Source organism: Citrobacter sp. VF227 (genome assembly GCF_052950715.1).
This window is the reverse complement of the sequence record NZ_JBRFVF010000001.1, coordinates 387,498-409,874: the sequence shown is the minus strand read 5'-3', so window position 1 is coordinate 409,874 and position 22,377 is coordinate 387,498. Positions and strand designations below refer to the sequence as shown.

The window sequence follows — 22,377 nt, the reverse complement described above, 5'->3', positions numbered from 1 at the left end:
TGAGTACAAAGGTTAAGCAAAGAGCACTATTTAGTAGCGGAACCGTTTCGTTATTGATTTGACGCAAAAAAAATATGGATATAGCTGATAGTTTCGTCGCGAAGTTGTACATGTCATCTTTCAAACAGCCGCGCTGGCGCAATTTGAGAGATTTCCTGTACGAACCCCTGCAAAAAAGAGGAAAGCAATGGACGTCAGCCGCAGACAATTTTTTAAAATCTGCGCGGGCGGTATGGCGGGAACAACAGTAGCCGCTCTGGGTTTTGCACCCAAAATGGCACTGGCTCAGGCGCGAAACTATAAGTTGTTACGCGCCAAAGAGATCCGAAACACATGCACATACTGTTCCGTAGGTTGCGGGCTATTAATGTATAGCCTGGGTGATGGAGCTAAAAACGCCAAAGAGTCGATTTACCATATTGAAGGGGATCCGGATCATCCGGTGAGCCGTGGGGCATTATGTCCTAAGGGCGCAGGATTATTGGATTACATACACAGCGAAAACCGTCTGCGTTACCCGGAATATCGCGCTCCTGGCTCCGACAAATGGCAGCGTATCAGCTGGGATGATGCCTTTACCCGCATCGCGAAACTGATGAAAGCTGACCGCGACGCCAATTTTATTGAGAAGAATGAGCAAGGCGTAACGGTTAACCGCTGGCTTTCTACCGGGATGCTGTGTGCATCTGCGGCAAGTAATGAAACCGGCATGCTGACGCAAAAATTTGTGCGCTCTCTCGGCATGCTGGCAGTTGATAACCAGGCACGCGTCTGACACGGACCAACGGTAGCAAGTCTTGCTCCAACATTTGGTCGCGGTGCGATGACCAACCACTGGGTAGATATTAAAAACGCCAACGTCGTGATGGTGATGGGCGGTAACGCCGCTGAAGCACATCCGGTGGGATTCCGCTGGGCGATGGAAGCCAAAAACAACAATGATGCCACGCTGATTGTTGTTGACCCTCGTTTCACCCGTACAGCCTCGGTGGCAGATATTTACGCGCCGATTCGTTCCGGCACGGACATCACGTTCCTGTCCGGTGTTTTGCTGTACCTGATTGAAAACAACAAAATCAATGCTGAATACGTGAAGCATTACACCAACGCCAGCCTGCTGGTGCGGGATGACTTTACTTTTGAAGACGGTCTGTTCAGCGGATACGACGCACAAAAACGCCAATACGATAAATCGTCCTGGAACTATCAGTTCGATGAAAACGGCTACGCGAAACGCGATGAAACGTTAAGCCATCCTCGCTGTGTCTGGAATCTGTTAAAACAGCACGTTTCCCGCTACACGCCGGATGTGGTGGAAAACATCTGCGGTACGCCAAAAGCAGACTTCCTGAAAGTCTGCGAAGTGCTGGCTTCCACCAGCGCAGCCGATCGCACAACCACCTTCCTGTATGCGCTGGGCTGGACTCAACATACCGTCGGGGCGCAGAACATCCGTACCATGGCGATGATCCAGTTGTTGCTCGGCAACATGGGGATGGCAGGTGGTGGGGTTAACGCCTTACGCGGTCACTCCAACATTCAGGGGTTAACTGATTTAGGTCTGCTGTCGACCAGTCTGCCGGGCTACCTGACGCTGCCGTCAGAGAAACACGCGGATCTGCAAACCTATCTGGCCGCGAATACGCCGAAAGCCACGTTAGCCGATCAGGTTAACTACTGGGGCAACTATCCGAAATTCTTCGTCAGTCTGATGAAGTCTTTCTATGGCAATGCGGCGCAAAAAGAGAACGACTGGGGCTTTGATTGGCTGCCGAAGTGGGATCAGTCCTACGACGTCATTAAATACTTCAACATGATGGATAGCGGGAAAGTCACCGGCTACATCTGTCAGGGCTTTAACCCGGTTGCGTCCTTCCCGGATAAAAACAAAGTGGTGCAGTCGCTGAGTAAACTGAAGTATCTGGTGGTAATCGATCCGCTGGTGACTGAAACCTCAACGTTCTGGCAGAACCACGGCGAGTCTAACGATGTCGACCCGGCATCTATTCAGACCGAAGTCTTCCGTCTGCCATCCACTTGCTTTGCGGAAGAAGATGGCTCCATCGCCAACTCCGGCCGTTGGCTGCAGTGGCACTGGAAAGGACAGGATGCGCCGGGTGAAGCCCGCAACGACGGCGAAATTCTGGCCGGTATTTACCACCGTCTGCGCGATATGTATCGCACTGAAGGCGGTAAGGCCGTAGAGCCGGTGCTGAAAATGAGCTGGAACTATAAGCAACCGGACGAACCGCATTCCGAAGAAGTGGCGAAAGAGAATAACGGCTATGCGCTGGAAGATCTCTATGACGCCAACGGCGTGCTAATTGCGAAGAAAGGTCAGTTGCTCAGCAGCTTTGCACTCCTTCGCGATGATGGAACGACCTCATCCTCCTGCTGGATTTATACCGGTAGCTGGACCGAGCAGGGCAACCAGATGGCCAACCGCGATAACGCCGACCCGTCAGGTCTTGGTAATACGCTGGGCTGGACCTGGGCATGGCCGTTGAACCGTCGCGTCCTGTATAACCGCGCATCGGCGGATCCGCAGGGCAAGCCGTGGGATCCAAAACGTATGCTGATCCAGTGGAACGGCACGAAGTGGACGGGGAACGATATCCCGGACTTCAACACCGCGGCACCGGGCAGTGGCACTAATCCGTTTATTATGCAGCCGGAAGGGCTGGGTCGTCTGTTCGCTATCGATAAAATGGCGGAAGGGCCGTTCCCGGAACACTACGAGCCGATGGAAACACCGCTGGGTACTAACCCGCTGCACCCGAGCGTGATCTCCAACCCGGCAGCACGTCTGTACGAGGCGGATAAATTACGCATGGGGACGAAGCAGGATTTCCCGTACGTCGGGACAACCTATCGTCTGACCGAACATTTCCATACCTGGACCAAGCACGCATTACTGAATGCGATTGCCCAGCCAGAGCAGTTTGTGGAAATCAGCGAAACACTGGCGGCAGCGAAGGGAATTAACAATGGCGATTACGTGAAAGTCAGCAGCAAGCGTGGATTTATTCGCGCAGTTGCTGTCGTCACTCGTCGTCTGCGTACCCTGAACGTCAACGGTCAGCAGGTTGAAACGGTTGGGATCCCAATTCACTGGGGCTTTGAAGGAGTCGCGCGTAAAGGCTTTATCGCCAACACCCTGACGCCGAATGTCGGTGATGCAAACTCGCAAACGCCGGAATACAAAGCGTTTTTAGTTAACATCGAGAAGGCGTAAGGGAGGCGAACAAATGTCTATGGAAACGCAGGACATCATCAAAAGGTCCGCAACAAACTCCATCACGCCGCCGCCTCAGGGCCGTGATTACAAAGCCGAAGTTGCGAAGCTAATCGACGTCTCCACCTGTATAGGCTGTAAAGCCTGTCAGGTGGCATGCTCAGAATGGAACGATATCCGTGACGAAGTCGGCCACTGCGTAGGGGTGTATGACAACCCCGCCGATCTCAGCGCTAAGTCCTGGACGGTGATGCGGTTCACCGAAACCGAACAGAACGGCAAGCTGGAATGGTTGATTCGTAAAGACGGCTGTATGCACTGTGAAGATCCGGGCTGCCTGAAAGCATGCCCATCTGCCGGGGCAATCATTCAGTATGCCAACGGGATTGTCGATTTCCAGTCAGAGCACTGCATTGGCTGCGGCTACTGTATTGCCGGGTGTCCATTTAATATTCCGCGCCTCAATAAAGAGGATAACCGCGTGTATAAATGTACGCTGTGTGTGGATCGCGTCAGCGTTGGGCAGGAACCTGCCTGCGTGAAGACCTGTCCAACCGGGGCAATACATTTCGGCACCAAGCAGGAAATGCTGGAAATGGGCGAGCAGCGTGTGGAAAAACTGAAAGCACGTGGTTTTGAACACGCCGGTCTCTACAACCCGGAAGGTGTGGGGGGCACGCACGTCATGTACGTTCTGCATCATGCCAACCAGCCGGAGCTGTATCACGGTCTGCCGAAAGAACCTAAGATCGATACTTCTATCAATCTGTGGAAAGGAGCGCTGAAACCGCTGGCCGCTGCCGGATTTATCGCCACCTTCGCCGGACTGATTTATCACTACATTGGTATTGGTCCGAATAAGGAAGTGGACGACGACGAGGAGGATCATCATGAGTAAGTCGAAAATGATTGTGCGCACGAAGTTTATCGACCGCGCCTGTCACTGGACGGTGGTGATCTGCTTCTTTCTGGTGGCACTGTCGGGGATTTCGTTTTTCTTCCCGACGCTGCAATGGCTGACGCAAACCTTCGGTACGCCACAGATGGGGCGCATTTTGCACCCGTTCTTCGGTCTGCTGATTTTCGTCGCGCTAATGTTCATGTTTGTACGCTTTGTGCACCACAACATCCCGGATAAGAAAGATATTCCGTGGCTGAAAAACATTGTCGAAGTGCTGAAGGGCAATGAACACAAGGTGGCGGATGTGGGCAAATACAACGCCGGACAAAAAATGATGTTCTGGTCGATCATGAGCATGATTTTCGTGCTGCTGATTACCGGCATCATTATCTGGCGTCCGTACTTTGCGCAGTTTTTCCCGATGCAGGTTGTCCGCTACAGCCTGTTAATCCATGCTGCGGCGGGCATCATTCTGATGCACGCGATCCTCATCCATATGTATATGGCATTTTGGGTGAAAGGTTCGATTAAGGGCATGGTCGAAGGGAAGGTGAGTCGCCGCTGGGCGAAGAAACACCACCCGCGCTGGTATCGTGAAGTTGAAAAGGCCGAAGCCAAAAAAGAGAACGAGGAAGGGTTACAATAATCCATTAACGTTCTGCTGATAAAAATGGCGCTACCGACGTAGCGCCATTTTTTTTGCCAAAAAAACGTCATGTTTCTGTCATCTGGTAAACGTAAGGTGTTGTCTTTCCATTAAGAGAAGAGTTAAAAGACAATGCATCTGGTGAAAACATTACTCGCAGTCAGCGTATTTCTCTGTGCGTCCGTTCAGGCGCAGAATATCCTTGACTTTCCGCAGCCGGAGAATAACCCGGAAGAGTTTTATGCCGTGACTGAAATCCCGGCAGGCGGGATCATAAAATATGAAACCGATGCGAAAACCGGCTTTATCGTCGCCGATCGCTTCCAGTCGATGCCGGTTGTCTATCCGGCAAACTACGGTTCATTGACCCAGTCCCTGGCAGGTGACGGTGACCCGCTGGATGTGATTTTCTATACCCGGGCACCGCTGGCCCCGGGAACGCTGATCAAGTTGCGCGCGATCGGCGTGCTGAAGATGATCGATGGCGGGGAAAAGGACGATAAAATTGTCGCCGTATCGGCCAGCAAAATTGACCCCACCTATGACGACATCAAAGAGTTGAGCGATTTGCCAAAGATCGAAGTGCAACGACTGGAGTCGTTTTTCCGCGTGTATAAAGAGTTGCCGGAAGGGCGTAAAAAAGTAGAGTTAAATGGCTTTAACGATGCAGCCACCGCGAAACAAGAGATCAAGCAGGCATGGGATGCCTGGAAAGAAAAACAGCCGAAGCAGTAAATGAAATGCCGGATGGCGTTAGCGTATCCGGCATTCACTTTTATCACTGCACTGCCAGCTTACGCAGGCGTGAAATATCCACGTTTTTTTGCCATCTTCATTAATGATAATCCTCGTAGTCCAATATGTACGCGTCGCCATTGACAAATTCAAAGGTAATGCACCAGTTACCTGAAACATAAATTGCCCATATGCCGTCGCGATCGCCCGCCAGTGGATGCAACCTATAACCGGGCATATTGATATCAGTAACATGGCTGGCCGCATCGATAACAGCGAGTCTGTGTCGCACGCAATCGTCGGACATGCTTCGCCATAACGCCAGATGTTCTTCCATGAAGAAACAAGTCACGCAAGATTTGCCGGACAGGGCACAACGCCGCTGTCCGGCAATGGGTTTACTCCAGTTGTGAGTTCAGACGCGCAATCTCCTTCCGCCATTGCGCCTGTAATTGCGGTTTCTGATGCTTCGGTTTGCGGGCGAGGTCGTCGGCCAGCCGCTGCTCCAGCTCAAGAAGTTTTTCCAGTACTTCATCTCCACTGCGATGGGGAGCAGGAACAACCTTTGCCACACTGTTATGCACCATTAACTCACTGGTGGCGCCCTGAATACGCGCGTTGATTGCCTCCAGGTCATGCCATTCGCTAAGCTCACCCTCGTCGATAAACCAAAACCGGTTGCAGCTTTGGCTGATAAGCTGACGGTCATGACTGACCAGCAACACGCCGCCGTGGTAGCTTTGCAGCGTTGCTGCCAGCGCCTCTTTACCTTCCAGATCCAGATGGTTGGTCGGTTCGTCGAGCATCAGCAGGCCGTAGCGAGCTAGCGAGAGCCCAACAAACAGCAGCCGGGAGCGCTCACCACCACTTAAAACACTGACTTTCTGCGCGTGGCGGATCCACGGAAAACCCGCGCTAATCAGCGCCATTTTGCGGATATCAGGCTGAGGCGCAAAAGGCTCCAGCGCGTCAAATAGCGAATCGCTATCGGCAAGCTGATGCAACGTTTGGTCGTAATACCCCAACGTAACGCGCGGGTGCAACACCAGCGAAGGTGATACCAGCTGTGACTGAAACTGTTGCCAGATAAGCCTTAACAGCGAAGATTTCCCGCAACCGTTGCGTCCGACAATCGCCACCCGATCGCCGCTTTTTAACCGAATTCCGGCAATGGAAAACAGCGTATCTGCGCCTGGAGCAGGGGCCACCGACAAATTAGTCATCTCCAGTAAACGATCTGCACGCAGGGCATCGCCATGCAATGTTAGTGTCCACTGACTTCCTGCGGTCACTTCCGTCTGAACGTCCTTCAGGCGTTGCACCTGCTTTTCCATCTGCTTCGCTTTGCGGGACAAATCCTCGTTGTCGTAGACCCGCCCCCAGGTTGCCAGCCGTTTAGCGCTGGCGGTAACCCGGTCTATCTCCTTTTGTTCAGCCTTATGGCGCAGAGCATCGCTGGCGTATCTTTCTGCCAGAGCCTGACGCGCCTCGCTGCAGGGTAGATCGAAGGCATGGAGAGTACGATCGCGCAGGATCCAGGTTCCCTGCGTCACCGCATCCAGCAATTGTGGGTCGTGAGAAACCACCACAAAACTGCCAGACCAGTTCTGTAAGAACTGTTCCAGCCACAGTAATGTTGGCAAATCCAGATGGTTACCCGGTTCATCCAGCAGCAGCAGATCGGGATTTCGCATCAGCGCCCGCGCTAATAAAAGCCGCGTGTGCTGCCCGCCGCTCAGCGTCTGTGCAGTGAGGTGCAAATTCTCCGACGTAAAACCCATTTCGGCGAGTAACGCTTCAACTCGCCACTGCTGGCTGGCGCGCTCATGTTCGGGAAGTTGAGCAAGAACCGCCTCCTGCAACGTTAGCGGCAGTACATCGTCGGGTAAATGTTGTTCTACACGGGCGAGTTGACAGTAATTCGCCTGCGCGATTACGCCACTGGTAGGAGAGATGGTGCCATCAAGCAGCTTTAACAACGTGCTTTTGCCGCAGCCGTTATAGCCGATAAGCCCGATGCGGTCGCCTTTTTTCAGGGTAAATGTGAGATCGTCGAATAGCGTGCCAAATGCCGTATCAACGTGTAAGGATTGTGCGGTTAGTAATGTGCTCATTGTTGCTTACTCAAGAGTTACAGGCGTAAAAACGCCTCGTCAAACATCGCTGACGATAACCCGGTAAGCCCGAGAGAAGGGGATTTAGAAGTTAGCTTCGCTCAAGCAGAAGTTATCGCAGCACGATACCGATAACGCTTGAGCACTGGCGATCGCCAAAAGCATGTGAAACGATGAAACGTTCACAGTACAGCATAAGTATCCTCCTTTTATATTTCCGAATGTTAATCGATGGTGAAAGTGTAATCGCAAGTTACGCAGTAGTGCAAGTTTCGAACGTATGGCCGTGAAACCTGGCATGTTGGACGTTACGTTAATGCAGAAACCATGAACACAGGATAATTATTCAAAAGTTAATTTTCTTCGCGTCAAAAGCATGAGTTAACGATCACAACAACAGTCGAAATTCTCCAGTATCCTCTTCTCACTATTTTATTTTTTGGAGAATAGATGATATGAAAAAAACAATTACATTCACGATGATTGCGCTGGGATGTTTACTTGCAAATGCTCAGGCAAATGAGAAACTTGTTGGAAATGAAATACTTAAAGTTCAAAAAGGTGGGGTGCCTGACAAAATTTACTCACAACAAAAACCGCATTTAAAGATTGCCACCTATAACATTGGTAAAAATGAAACCTCTGCTGATGTAAAGGATTTTACAGCACTTAATTCGGCGATTAAAAGAATTGATGCCGATATTATTGCTGTTCCAGAGGTTGATAACAAAACGGGACGTAGCCAAAAGATTGATCAACTCAAAAAAATCGCTGAGGCCAATAACCTACATTATTCCTTCGGTAAAGCCCTTGATTTCGATGGTGGTGAGTACGGCTTAGGTCTTCTCTCCAAATATAAAATCCTGCATTCGCAGGTCGTGAAACTACCCTCGGGAAACGCGGAACAACGCGTGGCGCTCCTGGCGCAGGTTGACGTACCCGGCTTTGATTCCGCGCCTATTATTATGGTGACACATCTCGACTGGCAAAAAGATCCCACAATGCGGACAGAGCAGGCGCGTTACCTGTTAGATATCAGCATTGGTGATGCAACATCTGATTTCCAGGATATTGCATCTTCAATCAAGATCCTGGCAGGGGACTTCAATTCGACCCGGGATGAGCAGCCACTTAAAGAAATACGTTATTTTTTCAATGAAGTCACAAAAGAAGGGATGGATACTCGTACTTGGCCAGCCGTAAACCCGGCGATTGATATTGACCATATTTTCACATTTAAAGGCCAGAAGTGGAACGTTAAAAATCTGGAGATCCCACATAATTCGCCAGAGTTCACGTGGTCTACTGCGAGCGATCACTTGCCGGTTATTGCAGAGCTTGAACTTTCAGAGCAATAGTCGATATAACGCCTTTGTTAATTGAATGATAAAAATTGCCCGGCAGCAACGTGCCACCGGGCAAAGCGTCAGATAGAGGTTCGACGGTAATCGCGATATTCTGCCTGCCAGAAATTATCGTCAATCGCCTGTTGCAGCGCTTCAGCGGACGTTTTCACCGCCACACCTTGCTGTTGGGCCATTTTACCGACGGCAAACGCAATGGCGCGGGACACGGTCTGAATGTCTTTCAGCTCAGGCAACACCAATCCTTCGCCGTTGAGCACCAGCGGTGAATACTGTGCCAGCGTTTCACTGGCCGACATCAGCATTTCATCGGTAATGCGCTTAGCGCCAGAAGCAATCACGCCTAGGCCAATACCCGGGAAGATGTACGCGTTATTACACTGGGCGATAGGATAAGTTTTCTCTTTCCACACTACCGGTGCGAACGGACTACCGGTCGCAACCAGTGCGTTGCCTTCGGTCCAGGCGATAATATCCTGCGGCGTGGCTTCTACGCGGGAAGTCGGGTTAGACAGCGGCATGACGATCGGACGCGGGCAATGCTTGTGCATTTCGCGAATGATCTCTTCGGTAAACAGGCCAACTTGTCCGGAAACCCCGATCAGGATGTCCGGCTTAACGTTACGTACCACGTCGAGCAACGACAGTACATCTTCTTGCGTATCCCAGTGCTGCAGATTTTCGCGTTTTTGCACCAGTTTGGTCTGGAAAGAGAGCAGGTTGGGCATTTTATCGGTTAACAGGCCGAAGCGATCGACCATGAACACACGTTGACGCGCGGCTTCTTCGCTTAAACCTTCACGCTGGATTTGCGCGATGATCTGCTCGGCAATCCCGCAACCGGCGGAACCCGCCCCGAGGAAAACGATGTTCTGCTCGCTCAGCTGGCTACCCGCCGCACGGCTGGCCGCAATCAGCGTACCGACGGTCACCGCCGCGGTGCCCTGAATATCATCGTTAAATGAACAAATTTCGTCGCGATAACGGGTCAGCAGCGGCATGGCGTTTTTCTGCGCAAAATCTTCAAACTGCAACAGCACGTCAGGCCAGCGATGCTTCACAGCCTGGATAAATTCATCAACAAATTCGTAGTATTCATCATCGGTGATGCGCGGATTACGCCAACCCATATACAGTGGATCGTTCAGCAATTGCTGGTTGTTAGTCCCGACGTCCAGTACCACTGGCAGAGTGTAAGCCGGGCTAATCCCGCCACACGCGGTATACAGCGACAGTTTACCGATTGGAATACCCATCCCGCCGATCCCCTGATCGCCAAGACCCAAAATACGTTCCCCATCGGTGACGACGATAACTTTGATATTGTGGTTAGGAACATTTTGCAGGATATCGTCCATATTGTGGCGGTTCTGATAAGAGATAAACACGCCGCGTGCGCGACGATAGATCTCAGAGAAACGCTCACAGGCCGCGCCTACTGTTGGGGTATAGATAACCGGCATCATCTCATCAAGGTGATTATGCACCAGTCGGTAAAACAGGGTTTCGTTAGTGTCCTGGATGTTGCGCAGGTAAATATGTTTATCGATTTCGGTTTTGAATCCCTGATATTGGATCCAGGCACGTTCGGCCTGTTCTTCAATCGTCTCGACCACTTCCGGCAGTAAACCCAGCAGGTTGAAGTTACGGCGTTCTTCCACACTGAAAGCGCTCCCCTTATTCAGTAAAGGAAATTCCAGCAGTACCGGGCCAGCGTAAGGGATGTAAAGGGAACGCAATTTTTTAGTTTCGTTTTCCATGTCACTCACTCTTTTTTGAATAACCGTCCCTGGCACTCTTATGATCGTATCGGGCCTGTCCGCCAGGGAAACAGGCGAAGTATAAAGCATTGTGAATGGGTTAAGGGGTTTTATAAGCAAAAACACCACTGCGGTTGCAATGGTGTTTATCTCGTTACTCAGTCATACGTGCGAAAGGCTATTTGCCGTCAGTGCGGCGCTTTCTTCCGGTAGGATTATTGACCACGTTGGTTTTGTCACCTTCGGTCACGACTTTGCGTTGATTTGAGATTTTGTGGTCCAGTCCAAGAATATGGCGGGCCTGACGGTTCGATTTCATTCTAACTCCTTTATCCTGTTACTGGTTTCAAGGGCGAGCCCGTATAAGAACGGACGAAATACAACCTGATAGAAAGCCGATGTTCAACATAACGGCTTTCTGGATGGTCGGTCATTTTATCTGAAAGGTCAATGCTTAAGCAGGAAATGAGAACTATCCCTTATGTGTCATGCTTTTTCTCAGCCGTCCTATACTTGTAACTCCAACGACAACACAGGAGAGCGATAATGACTATCCATAAGAAAGGTCAGGCACACTGGGAAGGCGACATCAAGCGCGGGAAAGGTACCGTGTCGACCGAAAGTGGGGTGTTGAATCAGCAACCGTATGGGTTTAATACACGATTTGAAGGAGTGAAAGGCACCAATCCTGAGGAGTTGATTGGCGCGGCCCATGCAGCCTGCTTCTCAATGGCGCTCTCGCTCATGCTGGGCGAAGCAGGTTTTACGCCAGATGCCATTGATACTACAGCCGACGTTTCTCTGGATAAAGTGGATGCCGGGTTTGATATCACCAAAGTGGCGTTGCACAGCCAGGTAAGCGTCCCGGGGATAGATGCCGCCACATTTGACGGCATCATCCAGAAAGCGAAAGCTGGTTGTCCGGTATCCCAGGTGCTGAACGCGGAAATTACACTGGATTATCAACTGAAGTCTTAATAAGTATGCGCCGGATACGACGGGGTCTTATCCGGCCAATGTAATTTATTGCGCCACCCAGCCGCCATCCATATTCCACGCGACGCCACGTACCTGCGCCGCACCGTCTGAGCACAAAAACAGCGCAAGCTCACCCAGCTGTTCCGGCGTAACGAATTCGCGTGACGGCTGCTTTTCCGCCAGCAGAGCGTCACGCGCCGCATCAGGTTCAGCCCCGTCGGCAATACGCTTATCAATCTGCTGCTGGACCAGCGGGGTCAGCACCCAGCCGGGGCACAGCGCATTGCAAGTGATTCCCGTCTGCGCGGTTTCCAGCGCAATGGTTTTGGTTAAACCCACCACGCCATGCTTCGCTGCCACATAAGCGGATTTGTCTTTTGACGCCACCAGACCATGAACAGAGGCGATATTAATGATGCGCCCCCAGTTACGCGTGCGCATGCCGGGAAGTGCCAGGCGCGTGGTGTGAAAAACAGAAGAGAGGTTAATAGCGATAATCGCGTTCCACTTATCAACCGGAAAGGTCTCTACCGGTGAAACATGCTGGATCCCGGCGTTGTTGACCAGAATATCCACACCACCGAATTCGCTTTCGGCATAACGCATCATGTCGGCAATTTGTACTTCATCGCTTAAGTCTGCGCCATGATAGCCCGGTGTTTTGCCATACTGCGCAACGGCATCTTTGGCGGCATCGACATCACCAAATCCGTTGAGGATCAGCGTAGCGCCTGCTTGCGCCAGCACCTGCGCGATGCCTAATCCGATACCGCTGGTAGAGCCGGTAACCAGGGCTACTTTTCCCGTTAAGTTCATGATGATTCTCCTTAAACAATTCCGGTGGTGTAGAAAACGCCGATCACAAACAGCACGACCAGACTTTTAATTATGGTAATGGCGAAAATCCCACCATACGCCTGACGGTGGCTGAGACCGGTAATAGCCAACAGCGTAATCACCGCCCCGTTATGCGGCAGAGTATCCATGCCTCCGCTGGCCATAGAGGCGACGCGGTGGAAGACTTCAAGTGGGATATTTGCGGCATGAGCGGCAGCGATAAAGGTGTCCGACATGGCGGCGAGCGCAATACTCATGCCGCCAGATGCTGAACCGGTGATCCCGGCAAGCGTGGTGATGCTAATTGCCTCATTGAGCAATGGATCGGGAATGGCAGCCAGCGCTTTTGACAGTACGAGGAATCCGGGCAGGGCGGCGATCACCGCGCCAAAACCGTATTCTGACGCAGTGTTCATGGCCGCGAGGATTGCGCCGCCAACCGCCGTTCGGCTGCCTTCCGCCAGGCGACCTTTAATGTTGCGATAGCCGAACACCACCACCAGCAAGATCCCAGAGATCAGCGCTGCTTCTACCGCCCAGATAGCGGTGATTTTACCGACTTCGGTGGTAATCGGTTTGGCAAGACCCGGAAGTTCCAGTTGATGCGTGGCACCATACCATTGGGGGATCCAGCGGGTAAACAGCAGGTTAAATACCCCGACCAGGATCAGCGGCGAGATAGCAATTATCGGGTTCGGCAGGTTAATGTTATCCGGCGTTTCCGGTTCATTTAACAGTTCAGTGCCATAGCCTTCGTTTTTCGCCTGTGCTTTACGGCGCTGGCGTTCGAGATAAACCAGACCGACAACGATGATAAACACGGAACCGATCAGACCCAGCCAAGGCGCGGCCCAGGCGTTAGTCCCGAAGAAGCTGGTTGGAATAATGTTCTGGATTTGCGGCGTACCAGGTAGCGCATCCATGGTGAATGAGAACGCGCCCAGCGCCACGGTTGCCGGGATCAGGCGCTTCGGAATATTGCTCTGGCGGAACAGTTCCGCCGCAAACGGATACACCGCAAACGCCACCACGAACAGCGACACGCCGCCGTAGGTCAACAGCGCACACACCAACACAATCACCGGAATGGCGTGACGACGCCCGAGAATGTTGATGGCGGCGGCAACGATCGATCGAGAAAAACCGGATAACTCAATTAACTTGCCAAATACCGCTCCCAGTAAGAATACCGGGAAGTAAAGCTTCACAAAACCGACCATTTTTTCCATAAACAGGCCGGTGAAGGCAGGGCCAACGGCGCTGGGTTCGGTCAGCAATACAGCACCTAATGCCGCGATGGGGGCAAACAGGATAACGCTGTACCCGCGATAGGCTGCCAGCATCAGCAGGCCCAGCGCTGCCAAGGCGATTAATACACTCATCATGACTCCTCAATATCATTGTTATAGTGGGGTACAGAAAGAGAAGTTACGGTTTCAGGGCAAAGCGCAGCTGATGCTCTCGGCGTTGCTGGATATACTCCTTGCGCGAATCATCCCAGCGATAAAACCCCTGGCCGCTGCGCAAGCCGGTATCACCAGAGGCAACCTTATCCGCGACCAGCGACATCATGTCGCTACCGGTGGCCAGTTCCGGCAGCAGATGCCGACAAATGTCCTGCACCGTAGAAAGTCCGGTCATATCTGCCGCCTCCAGCGGGCCAACCATCGCATAGCGGCGACCGAGCGAGGCACGCATGACCTGATCCACCACCTCTGCGCTGGCGATACCGCTTTTTACGATATGTAATGCTTCACGCAGCAGCGCAAATTGCAGGCGATTACCGACAAAACCAGGTGCTGCGCGGTCGAGGACGACGGCTTCCAGTTGCATCGAGAGCAGCAGCTGTTGCAGCTCACGCAGGTATTCCGGTTTCGTGGCGGTGCCGGGGACAATTTCGACCAGCGGGATAAAATGTGGCGGGTGCCAGAAATGGGCGATGAGCAGCCGCTCAGGATGGGCGAGCTTTTCTGCCAGCGCATCCGGCGGCAGGCCGCTGGTATTACTGGCAATGACGGCCTCCGGTGCGATCAGTTTTTCCAGTTGCGCATACAACGCGTGCTTGAGCCCGAGCCGCTCCGGGATGGCTTCAATCAGTAATCCGCACGCAGCAATCTCCGGTAGCGAAGTCGTACCGTGCAGACGACTCACAACCTGATCTTTTTCGTCAGCGGCAAACTTTTCGGCGGTGATCAGTTCATCCAGAATACCGCTGGCAACGGCGCCAATTTCAGCAATTCGGTCGCTATCGGTGTCATACAGCCAGACATCGTGACCATAACGAGCAAAGTGGGTGGCAATACCGACGCCCATTAAACCCGCGCCCAATACGCAGACATATTTACTTTGCATGAGGGACCTCCTGCAAACGCTCTACCGCCAGGGCTACGCCCTGACCGCCGCCTACGCACAGCGTAGCCAGCCCTTTGGTCGCGTTACTACGCGCCATTTCGTGCAGCAGCGTCACCAGAATTCGGCAACCTGATGCGCCGATGGGATGGCCCAGCGCAATCGCACCGCCGTTTACGTTCACCCGGTCGCTGTCCCAGTTCAGGGATTCACCAACTGCCAGCGCTTGTGCGGCGAAGGCTTCGTTGGCTTCAATGAGATCGACATCATTCAACGTCCAGCCCGCTCGCTTCAGGCACTGGAGTGTGGCCTCTACCGGCCCAATGCCCATAATGGAAGGGTCGACGCCGGAAACGGCGTAGCCCGCCACCCGGGCAAGAACCGGCAGATTGAGTTCTGCTGCTTTGGCGGCGCTCATCAACATCACTGCGGCGGCACCATCGTTGATTGAAGAGGCGTTCCCGGCGGTCACTGTGCCGTTACCAGGGCGAAACGCTGGTTTGAGCAGCGCCAGCTTCTCAGCCTGGGTATCCGGGCGAGGCTGTTCGTCATGGTTCACAACGCGCGGCGGTTTTTTACCCTGCGGGACGCTGACCGGCGTGATTTCCGCGATAAAACGACCGGCTTCCATGGCGGCAGCCGTTTTTTGCTGGGAACGCAGAGCAAAGGCGTCCTGCTGCTCGCGACTGATAACGAATTTATCCGCCAGATTTTCCGCGGTAATTCCCATGTGATAATCGTTGAACGCATCCCACAAGCCGTCATGTACCACGCTGTCTTTCATACTGGCATGGCCCAACCGCAGACCGGCTCGCGCACCGTCGAGAAAATAGGGCGCATTGCTCATGCTCTCCTGACCACCGGCTATTACGATTTGCGCATCGCCGCAGCGAATCGCCTGGACCGCCTGATGCACCGCCTTCAGGCCCGAACCGCACACCAGATTAATGGTTAACGCGGGCGTGGTTGCAGGCAGTCCTGCGCGTAACGCCGTTTGCCTGGCCGGATTCTGGCCGCAGCCTGCCGTTAGTACCTGACCTAAAATCACCTCATCAATTTGTTCAGGCGCCAGGTTGGTTTTTTCCAGCAGAGAACGGATCACTACCGAGCCTAACTCAACGGCGGAAAGCGGCGCCAACGCGCCATGAAAACTGCCAATCGGAGTACGCGTTGCGGCGACAATAACAACATCCTGCATGGTCAGATCCTCAGCTAAATTGCATTTCGGGGACGTTTTCGGGAACGATCAGCTTGCCGGCTGTTCTGGCGACAATCTCATCCACGCTGATGCCCGGCGCACGCTCACGCAGAATGAACGCGCCATCGGCGATCTCCAGCAGCGCCAGATCGGTAAGCACGCGTTTAATGCAGGCCACGCCGGTCAGCGGCAGGGTGCAGGAGGGAAGCAGTTTCGACTCACCACTTTTGGAGGCATGCGTCATCACCACGATGATGTTGTCAGCACCAGCAACCAAATCCATCGCGCCCCCCATGCCTTTCACCATTTTTCCGGGGATCATCCATGAGGCGATATTGCCGTTAACATCCACTTCAAACGCGCCGAGTACCGTCAGATCGACGTGGCCACCGCGGATCATGGCGAAGGATTGCGCCGAGTCGAAGATCGCCGCGCCTTTGCGCGCTGTAACGGTCTGTTTTCCGGCATTGATCATGTCTGCATCAATTTCGTCTTCCGTGGGGAACGGGCCCATACCCAGCAAACCGTTTTCTGATTGCAGCATGACGTCCATGCCATCGGGAATGTAGTTCGCCACCAGAGTGGGAATACCAATCCCAAGGTTGACGTAATAACCGTCGCGCAGCTCGCGGGCGACACGCATCGCCATTTGTTCACGCGTTAACATGGTCAGGCTCCTTTGTGGCGAAGGGTGCGTTGTTCAATACGTTTTTCAAATTGCCCCTGAATAATGCGGTTAACAAAAATTCCTGGGGTGTGAATAGCGGCGGGGTCAAGCTCTCCGGGAGGGACAATTTCTTCGACTTCCACGACGGTGATTCGCCCGGCCGCGGCCATCAGTGGATTAAAATTCTGTGCGGTGTGACGGTAAATAACGTTGCCGTACCAGTCGGCTTTCCAGCCCTTAACCAAGGCAAAATCACCAGTAATTGCCTGCTCCAGGATGTAAGGGCGTCCGGCAAATTCACGAACTTCTTTTCCTTGTGCGACCGGGGTTCCGTAGCCGGTTGCGGTAAAGAATGCCGGGATCCCCGCGCCGCCTGCCCGAAGTTGCTCCGCCAACGTGCCTTGCGGCGTCAGGATAGCGTCCAGTTCGCCGTTGAGTACCTGCTGCTCAAACAGAGCGTTCTCACCCACATAGGATGCGACAACTTTACGCACCTGCCGCGTTTCCAGCAGTACACCAAGGCCAAAACCATCCACGCCGCAATTGTTTGACACCACCGTAAGCCCCTGAACTTTCCGACGGCGTACTTCGGCAATCAGGTTCTCAGGGATCCCACATAAACCAAAACCGCCCGCCAGCAGCGTCATGTTATCGGTCAGTCCTTCCAGCGCCTCTTGATAAGTGGCAACCCGTTTATCCAGTCCAGCCATACACTTGCCCCTCCAGTTGTCCTTGCCGACATCATTGGGGGTGAAAAATGATTTGTTAATTTTAAATTTGTGACTCAATCATTGGGTTTTTTTATCAATTTAATGTTAATTAAAGGTATTCAACAAGTTAAGGGAATGCGAAATGGGAATGAGCATCAAACAGTTACGCGCGTTTTTAGCGGTAGCTCACACTCTGAATTTTGCTCATGCCAGTGAAAGACTGAATATGTCGCAACCCGCATTAAGCCTGGCGATTAAAGGACTGGAGGATTCCCTGGGCGGGGCGTTACTGTTGAGAACCACCCGCAAAGTGACCCTGACGCAGGAGGGAGAAACGCTGCTGAACATGGGACGACAACTGCTGGCGGACTGGGAGAATACGGAAGAGGCAATGCGCCAACACTTTACGCTACAGCGCGGTAAAATCTCGATTGCCGCCATGCCTTCATTTGCCGCTAACGTCCTGCCATCGGTACTGAAAACGTTTCGTGACTCTTACTCTGGTATCAACGTAACGGTACACGATGTGATCAACGAACAGGTGATTGAGATGGTCAGCGAAGGGCGGGTAGAGATGGGTATCGCCTTTGAGCCTGACTACTCAGGTCATCTGCATTTCACGCCGCTCGGCGTGGATCGTTTTATTGCGATTGTGCCGCCGACATGCCGACTGGCGGGGAGGGATCGTATTGCGTGGCGCGAACTGCTGACGCTGGATTTCATCACCCTGCAACGACCTTCCGCCGTGCGTCTGATGCTGGAAGAACATCTGGTACAAAGCGGGCATACGCTGGAGGTGGCGCTGGAGAGCCATCAACTGGTGACAGTTGGTCGCCTGGTGGCGAGTGGATTGGGCGGCAGCGCCGTGCCAGCATTGTGCCGTACGCAAATGACCGAGCTGGGCGCAATCTGTATCGATCTGGATACGCCGGTGATCCAACGTCGGATCGGCGTTTTGCGTTCGGCACATCATAAGTTATCTACCGCCTCTGAAGTGCTGGTGGATTCACTGAAAAAGGCGTATCGCACCTGACTTTTCTCAACGGCTCAGGTCATGTAACCGCCCGCCAGCAGCGAACGTCACATCCGGTATCACTTTTCAATAATGCCTGTTTCTTCTCACAACCGCTGGTCACAAGCGGGCATCTGTCACGGAAAAAACAGCCCTCTGGCAGAGTTCGATTTCCCGGAAGTTCGGTTTTCCGCAACACTAAATCTTCCGCCAACGGCGCTCCCGTTTTAGGGACGGAATCCAACAATAATCGCGTGTAGGGATGGGCGGGTTGAGTGAGAACCTGCTGCGCATCGCCCAGCTCAACAATTTGCCCGAGGTACATTACCGCCACGCGGTCGCTCATATGGCGGACCACCGACACATTGTGCGAGATCAGCACGTAGGTCAGGTTTCTGCGCGCCTGCAGTGACACCAGCAGGTTAAGTATTTGCGCCTGTACGGAGATATCCAGTGCCGAAGTGGGTTCATCAAGTACGATAACATCCGGCTCTGACGATAGCGCCCGGGCGATGGCAATACGCTGACGTTGTCCACCGGAAAACGCATGCGGCAGACGATCGAGATATTCTGGGCGGATTCCCACCTGTTGGGCCAAATCTTCGGCAAGCATGCGGCGCTCACGTTCCGGATTCCGTTTTTGGATCCATACCGGCTCAGTGATAGTTCGCCACACCGGTAAGCGAGGATCCAGCGATGAAAGAGGATCCTGAAATACCATCTGCATACCGTTATGTTGCTTGTCACCACGGCGGCCATAGTTTCCCTTACTGGGTTTCAGCATGCCCATCAGCAGTTGCGCCAGCGTACTTTTTCCGCAACCAGACTCGCCAACAATTCCCAGCGTTTCCCCTTGTCGGATCTGTAAATCCAGACCGTTGAGCGCATGTACTCGCTCCGTTACTTTGCCGAGCCAGTTTTTACGCGCAGGGAAGTTGACATGGACATCCTGCAGATCCAGTAAAAAGTCAGACATGTGTTGTCTCCAGTTGCGGGTACCAGCAGGCAGATTGTTGCTCCGCGCCTCCCTGACTGCTTAACGCGGGTGTTTCTTCACAGCGAGGACCAGCGGCAAAGCAGCGCTCGCGAAATGCGCATCCCGCCGGCAAGCAGGTTAAATTCGGCACGGTGCCGGGGATCGCAGGTAGCAATGCGCGCGGCTCGCCGTGTTCGGGGGCGCATTTCAACAGGCCAATAGAATAAGGATGCGTCGGGTGTTGAATAACGGTTTGCGTCGGGCCACTCTCAATCACGCTTCCGGCATACATGACGTATAACCGATCGCATAGCTGTGAAACCACAGCCATATCATGGCTGATAAATAACACGGCAGTACCGCTGGCTCGCGCTTTTAATTTCAGTAACCGCAGCACCTGCAGTTGCACCGTGACGTCCAACGCGGTGGTTGGTTCATCGGCAATAATAAGCTCTGGCTCGCAGGAAAAGGCCAGCGCTATCATGACACGCTGGCGCATCCCGCCGGAAAGCTCAAACGGGAAACGTTTCATGACTTCCGACGCGTCCGGGATTTGCATCTCTTCGAGTAAAGCGATGGCTTTCTGACGAGCATCCATGCGGCTCAACGCCTGATGATGACGGATAACCTCCACCATTTGCTGACCGATACGTCGGGTTGGATTCAGTGCCGTCATGGGTTCCTGAAAAATCATCGCGACGCGTGCGCCGCGCCATTGACGCATTTGCTTCTCGCTGGCATTGAGCACATCTTCACCCAGCAGCGAAACGCGTCCCTGGTGAATATGATAACTCCCCTCCGGCAGCAGACGCATGGTGAGCATGGCCGTCACGGACTTACCGGAACCGGATTCACCCACCACGCCAACGATCTCTCCGCGGTTGATGTGTAACGAGACATGGTTCAGCGCATGCACCTCTGCTTTATAGCCGGGGAAACTCAAATGTAAATCTTCGATTTCCAGCACGGGTTGTGTCATGACTGTTTTCCTCCGGCTTTCGGATCCAGCAGATCGCGAATACCATCGCCAAAGAGATTAAAGCCCACGGCGGTAATCAGAATTGCCGCGCCGGGGAAAGCGCAATACCACCACTGATCAAGCACATAATTGCGGCCAATTGCGACCATCGCGCCCCATTCAGCGCTCGGTTGCTGTGCGCCCAAACCAATAAACCCGAGCGTGGCAGCCATCAGGATCGCACTGCCGATATCCAGCGAAGCCTGCACGATGAGTGGGGGCAGAGAATTACGTAAAATGTGCCAGCTAATAAGATGCCAGCGTGAAGCCCCGTAAGTGCGCGCCGCCTGTACATAGGTGAACTGACGCACCACTAACGTTTGACCGCGGGCGAGGCGCACATAAAAAGGAATTCTTACGATCGCAATCGCCAGCATGGCGTTAAACAAGCTTGGACCCAGCGCGGCAGCCAGCGCCATCGTCAGCACCAGCGAGGGAATAGACAGCATAATGTCCATCATGCGCATAATGATCGCATCTGCACGTCCGCCCATAACACCTGACAGGCAGCCCAGCAGTGAACCCGCTCCTCCGGCAATACCCACTACCACCAGACCCGCAACGACCGACTGCTGGCTCCCCACCAGAACGCGGCTGAACAGATCGCGGCCAACTTCATCGGTACCAAACCAGTGAGTTGCTGACGGGGGCAGCAGGCGCGCACTTAAATCGATGGCGTTTGGGTCGTGAGGGGTTATCCACGGCGACAGCACCATCAACAGCAGTATCAATACGATGATGACCCCGCCAACCAACGTCAGCGGGCTGCTTTTCATCATCCAGAACAGTTTGGACCAGTCCGTGCGACGGCGAACGGTCAGCGGTGCCGCGGGCGTTTCTTGTGTGAGCATCATTGTGCGCCTCCACGTCCAATTCGAGGGTCCACCCACAAATAGAGCAAGTCCACCACCAAGTTGACCAGCACATAGGCGAAGGAGACCACCACGGCAAATCCCATTACCGCCGGGAAGTCGAGCGCCTGAATTGATGTCACTACCCAGGCACCCATCCCCGGCCAGGCGAAGACCGTTTCGGTCAGCACCGCACCGTAGAGCAGATCGCCCAGCGCCAGGCCGAGGACAGTGATTGATGGAATGAGTGCGTTAGGCAATGCATAGCACAGCACGATGTACCAGCCCGGTAACCCGCTGGCGCGAGCGGTACGAATGTAATCTTCACTGAGTTGCTCCAGCATGGCAGAGCGAATCTGGCGGGCAACGATTCCGAGATGCACAAAAGCCAGCGTCAGCGACGGCAGGATCAGATGCTGAAGCGCATTGAAAAAGACTTCGCCATTGCCTTCCAGCAGTGCATCAATCAGGTAGAACCCGGTGACGTGAGCGGGTGGATCCAGCCAGTCGTCTAAACGCCCGCCGCCGGGTAAAATTTGCAGATGACCATAAAACAGCACAATAACCCCCAGCCCCAGCCAGAATGCAGGCGTAGAGATGCCGGTGATCGCCATCAGGCGAACGAGGTGATCAAGCCAGCGGTTGCGCCAGACCGCAGATAAAATGCCCAACGGAATACCGATGAGCAGCGCCAGCAACAAGGAGCAGAAAGCCAGCTCAAGGGTGGCGGGGAAGAAGATGCGTAGCTCATCCAGTACCGGACGGCCGGTACGAATGGAAATGCCTAAATCGCCATGGAAAATATCGCTGACGTAGCGAAAAAACTGAACATACAACGGCTGGTTCAGCCCTAGCTGTTGGCGAATATTTTCGACAATTTCATCACTGGCGCGATCGCCTGCCAGCAGCCGTGCGGGGTCGCCAGGTATCAGGTGTGAAATAATAAAGGTGATTACGCAAACACCGATCACCACCAGAATAAGTCCCCAGCATCGCTGGCGTAAAATGCTCCAGAACGTCATTAGA

General features: G+C 53.3%; 20 protein-coding genes and 1 pseudogene. 7 read left to right on the top strand and 14 right to left on the bottom strand.

The window, feature by feature from the left end:
- Nucleotides 1-187 precede the first annotated feature (187 nt).
- The 4 genes from fdnG to ACU8YC_RS02070 all read left to right on the top strand — a co-directional run bounded on the left by fdnG (nucleotide 188) and on the right by ACU8YC_RS02070 (nucleotide 5,517).
- Nucleotides 188-3,235, top strand: a complete 3,048-nt coding sequence (fdnG, locus tag ACU8YC_RS02085; RefSeq protein WP_187252407.1) for a formate dehydrogenase-N subunit alpha — start codon at nucleotides 188-190, stop codon at nucleotides 3,233-3,235.
- A gap of 13 nt (nucleotides 3,236-3,248) precedes the next feature.
- A complete protein-coding gene (gene fdnH / locus ACU8YC_RS02080) occupies nucleotides 3,249-4,133 on the top strand; it encodes a formate dehydrogenase N subunit beta (RefSeq protein ID WP_151225463.1) in 885 nt (294 codons plus the stop codon).
- Complete coding sequence (gene fdnI, locus ACU8YC_RS02075) at nucleotides 4,126-4,782, top strand: formate dehydrogenase-N subunit gamma (protein ID WP_151219249.1); 657 nt, start codon at nucleotides 4,126-4,128, stop codon at nucleotides 4,780-4,782. Before fdnH ends, fdnI begins: the two co-directional genes overlap by 8 nt.
- Nucleotides 4,783-4,914: 132 nt before the next feature.
- Nucleotides 4,915-5,517 carry an inorganic diphosphatase gene (locus ACU8YC_RS02070; protein ID WP_446894965.1) on the top strand — a complete coding sequence of 201 codons (603 nt, stop codon included), beginning with the start codon at nucleotides 4,915-4,917 and terminating at the stop codon, nucleotides 5,515-5,517.
- Between the two features lie 100 nt (nucleotides 5,518-5,617).
- Here the strand turns inward: ACU8YC_RS02070 and ACU8YC_RS02065 are convergent.
- Both ACU8YC_RS02065 and ACU8YC_RS02060 read right to left on the bottom strand, forming a co-directional pair.
- Nucleotides 5,618-5,834, bottom strand: a pseudogene (locus ACU8YC_RS02065) (type II toxin-antitoxin system RelE/ParE family toxin).
- An 81-nt stretch (nucleotides 5,835-5,915) separates the two neighbouring features.
- Nucleotides 5,916-7,631, bottom strand: a complete 1,716-nt coding sequence (locus ACU8YC_RS02060) for an ABC-F family ATP-binding cassette domain-containing protein (RefSeq protein WP_446894964.1) — start codon at nucleotides 7,629-7,631, stop codon at nucleotides 5,916-5,918.
- A 455-nt stretch (nucleotides 7,632-8,086) separates the two neighbouring features.
- Here ACU8YC_RS02060 and ACU8YC_RS02055 point away from each other — a divergent pair, with 455 nt between their 5' ends.
- A complete protein-coding gene (locus ACU8YC_RS02055; protein ID WP_446894963.1) occupies nucleotides 8,087-8,989 on the top strand; it encodes an endonuclease/exonuclease/phosphatase family protein in 903 nt (300 codons plus the stop codon).
- Between the two features lie 68 nt (nucleotides 8,990-9,057).
- Here the strand turns inward: ACU8YC_RS02055 and maeA are convergent, their stop codons facing one another.
- Both maeA and sra read right to left on the bottom strand, forming a co-directional pair.
- Nucleotides 9,058-10,755, bottom strand: coding sequence for a malate dehydrogenase (maeA, locus tag ACU8YC_RS02050; RefSeq protein WP_151219245.1), 1,698 nt, complete (start codon nucleotides 10,753-10,755; stop codon nucleotides 9,058-9,060).
- Nucleotides 10,756-10,933: 178 nt separating this feature from the next.
- Nucleotides 10,934-11,074 (bottom strand): stationary-phase-induced ribosome-associated protein, encoded by a 141-nt coding sequence (sra, locus tag ACU8YC_RS02045; RefSeq protein ID WP_079937903.1) that lies wholly within the window; start codon nucleotides 11,072-11,074, stop codon nucleotides 10,934-10,936.
- A gap of 227 nt (nucleotides 11,075-11,301) precedes the next feature.
- Here sra and ACU8YC_RS02040 point away from each other — a divergent pair, with 227 nt between their 5' ends.
- A complete protein-coding gene (locus ACU8YC_RS02040; protein WP_446894962.1) occupies nucleotides 11,302-11,733 on the top strand; it encodes an OsmC family protein in 432 nt (143 codons plus the stop codon).
- Between the two features lie 45 nt (nucleotides 11,734-11,778).
- On the opposite strand, the gene ACU8YC_RS02035 is transcribed toward ACU8YC_RS02040, so the two are convergent.
- The 6 genes from ACU8YC_RS02035 to ACU8YC_RS02010 are packed head-to-tail and all read right to left on the bottom strand — an operon-like array spanning nucleotide 11,779 to nucleotide 17,494.
- A complete protein-coding gene (locus tag ACU8YC_RS02035) occupies nucleotides 11,779-12,549 on the bottom strand; it encodes a 3-hydroxybutyrate dehydrogenase (protein WP_446894961.1) in 771 nt (256 codons plus the stop codon).
- An 11-nt stretch (nucleotides 12,550-12,560) separates the two neighbouring features.
- On the bottom strand, nucleotides 12,561-13,955 hold the full coding sequence (locus ACU8YC_RS02030; protein WP_446894960.1) for a GntP family permease: 1,395 nt from the start codon (nucleotides 13,953-13,955) through the stop codon (nucleotides 12,561-12,563).
- A gap of 43 nt (nucleotides 13,956-13,998) precedes the next feature.
- Nucleotides 13,999-14,922 (bottom strand): 3-hydroxyacyl-CoA dehydrogenase family protein, encoded by a 924-nt coding sequence (locus ACU8YC_RS02025; protein ID WP_151219242.1) that lies wholly within the window; start codon nucleotides 14,920-14,922, stop codon nucleotides 13,999-14,001.
- Nucleotides 14,912-16,117, bottom strand: coding sequence for an acetyl-CoA C-acetyltransferase (locus ACU8YC_RS02020; protein ID WP_446894959.1), 1,206 nt, complete (start codon nucleotides 16,115-16,117; stop codon nucleotides 14,912-14,914). The genes ACU8YC_RS02025 and ACU8YC_RS02020 overlap by 11 nt, the downstream gene beginning before the upstream one ends.
- A gap of 10 nt (nucleotides 16,118-16,127) precedes the next feature.
- A complete protein-coding gene (locus tag ACU8YC_RS02015; RefSeq protein ID WP_151219240.1) occupies nucleotides 16,128-16,784 on the bottom strand; it encodes a CoA transferase subunit B in 657 nt (218 codons plus the stop codon).
- A 2-nt stretch (nucleotides 16,785-16,786) separates the two neighbouring features.
- A complete protein-coding gene (locus tag ACU8YC_RS02010; RefSeq protein ID WP_187259651.1) occupies nucleotides 16,787-17,494 on the bottom strand; it encodes a CoA transferase subunit A in 708 nt (235 codons plus the stop codon).
- 142 nt (nucleotides 17,495-17,636) lie between these two features.
- Between ACU8YC_RS02010 and ACU8YC_RS02005 the strand changes: the two genes are divergently transcribed.
- Nucleotides 17,637-18,527 (top strand): LysR family transcriptional regulator, encoded by an 891-nt coding sequence (locus tag ACU8YC_RS02005; RefSeq protein WP_446894958.1) that lies wholly within the window; start codon nucleotides 17,637-17,639, stop codon nucleotides 18,525-18,527.
- 19 nt (nucleotides 18,528-18,546) lie between these two features.
- Here ACU8YC_RS02005 and ACU8YC_RS02000 read toward each other — a convergent pair whose 3' ends face one another.
- The 4 genes from ACU8YC_RS02000 to ACU8YC_RS01985 are packed head-to-tail and all read right to left on the bottom strand — an operon-like array spanning nucleotide 18,547 to nucleotide 22,373.
- On the bottom strand, nucleotides 18,547-19,482 hold the full coding sequence (locus tag ACU8YC_RS02000; protein ID WP_286544888.1) for an ABC transporter ATP-binding protein: 936 nt from the start codon (nucleotides 19,480-19,482) through the stop codon (nucleotides 18,547-18,549).
- Nucleotides 19,475-20,461 carry an ABC transporter ATP-binding protein gene (locus tag ACU8YC_RS01995; protein WP_446894957.1) on the bottom strand — a complete coding sequence of 329 codons (987 nt, stop codon included), beginning with the start codon at nucleotides 20,459-20,461 and terminating at the stop codon, nucleotides 19,475-19,477. The genes ACU8YC_RS02000 and ACU8YC_RS01995 overlap by 8 nt, the downstream gene beginning before the upstream one ends.
- A complete protein-coding gene (gene ddpC / locus ACU8YC_RS01990; protein WP_210905089.1) occupies nucleotides 20,458-21,354 on the bottom strand; it encodes a D,D-dipeptide ABC transporter permease in 897 nt (298 codons plus the stop codon). Before ddpC ends, ACU8YC_RS01995 begins: the two co-directional genes overlap by 4 nt.
- Complete coding sequence (locus ACU8YC_RS01985) at nucleotides 21,351-22,373, bottom strand: ABC transporter permease (protein WP_187259655.1); 1,023 nt, start codon at nucleotides 22,371-22,373, stop codon at nucleotides 21,351-21,353. The genes ddpC and ACU8YC_RS01985 overlap by 4 nt, the downstream gene beginning before the upstream one ends.
- Nucleotides 22,374-22,377 lie beyond the last annotated feature (4 nt).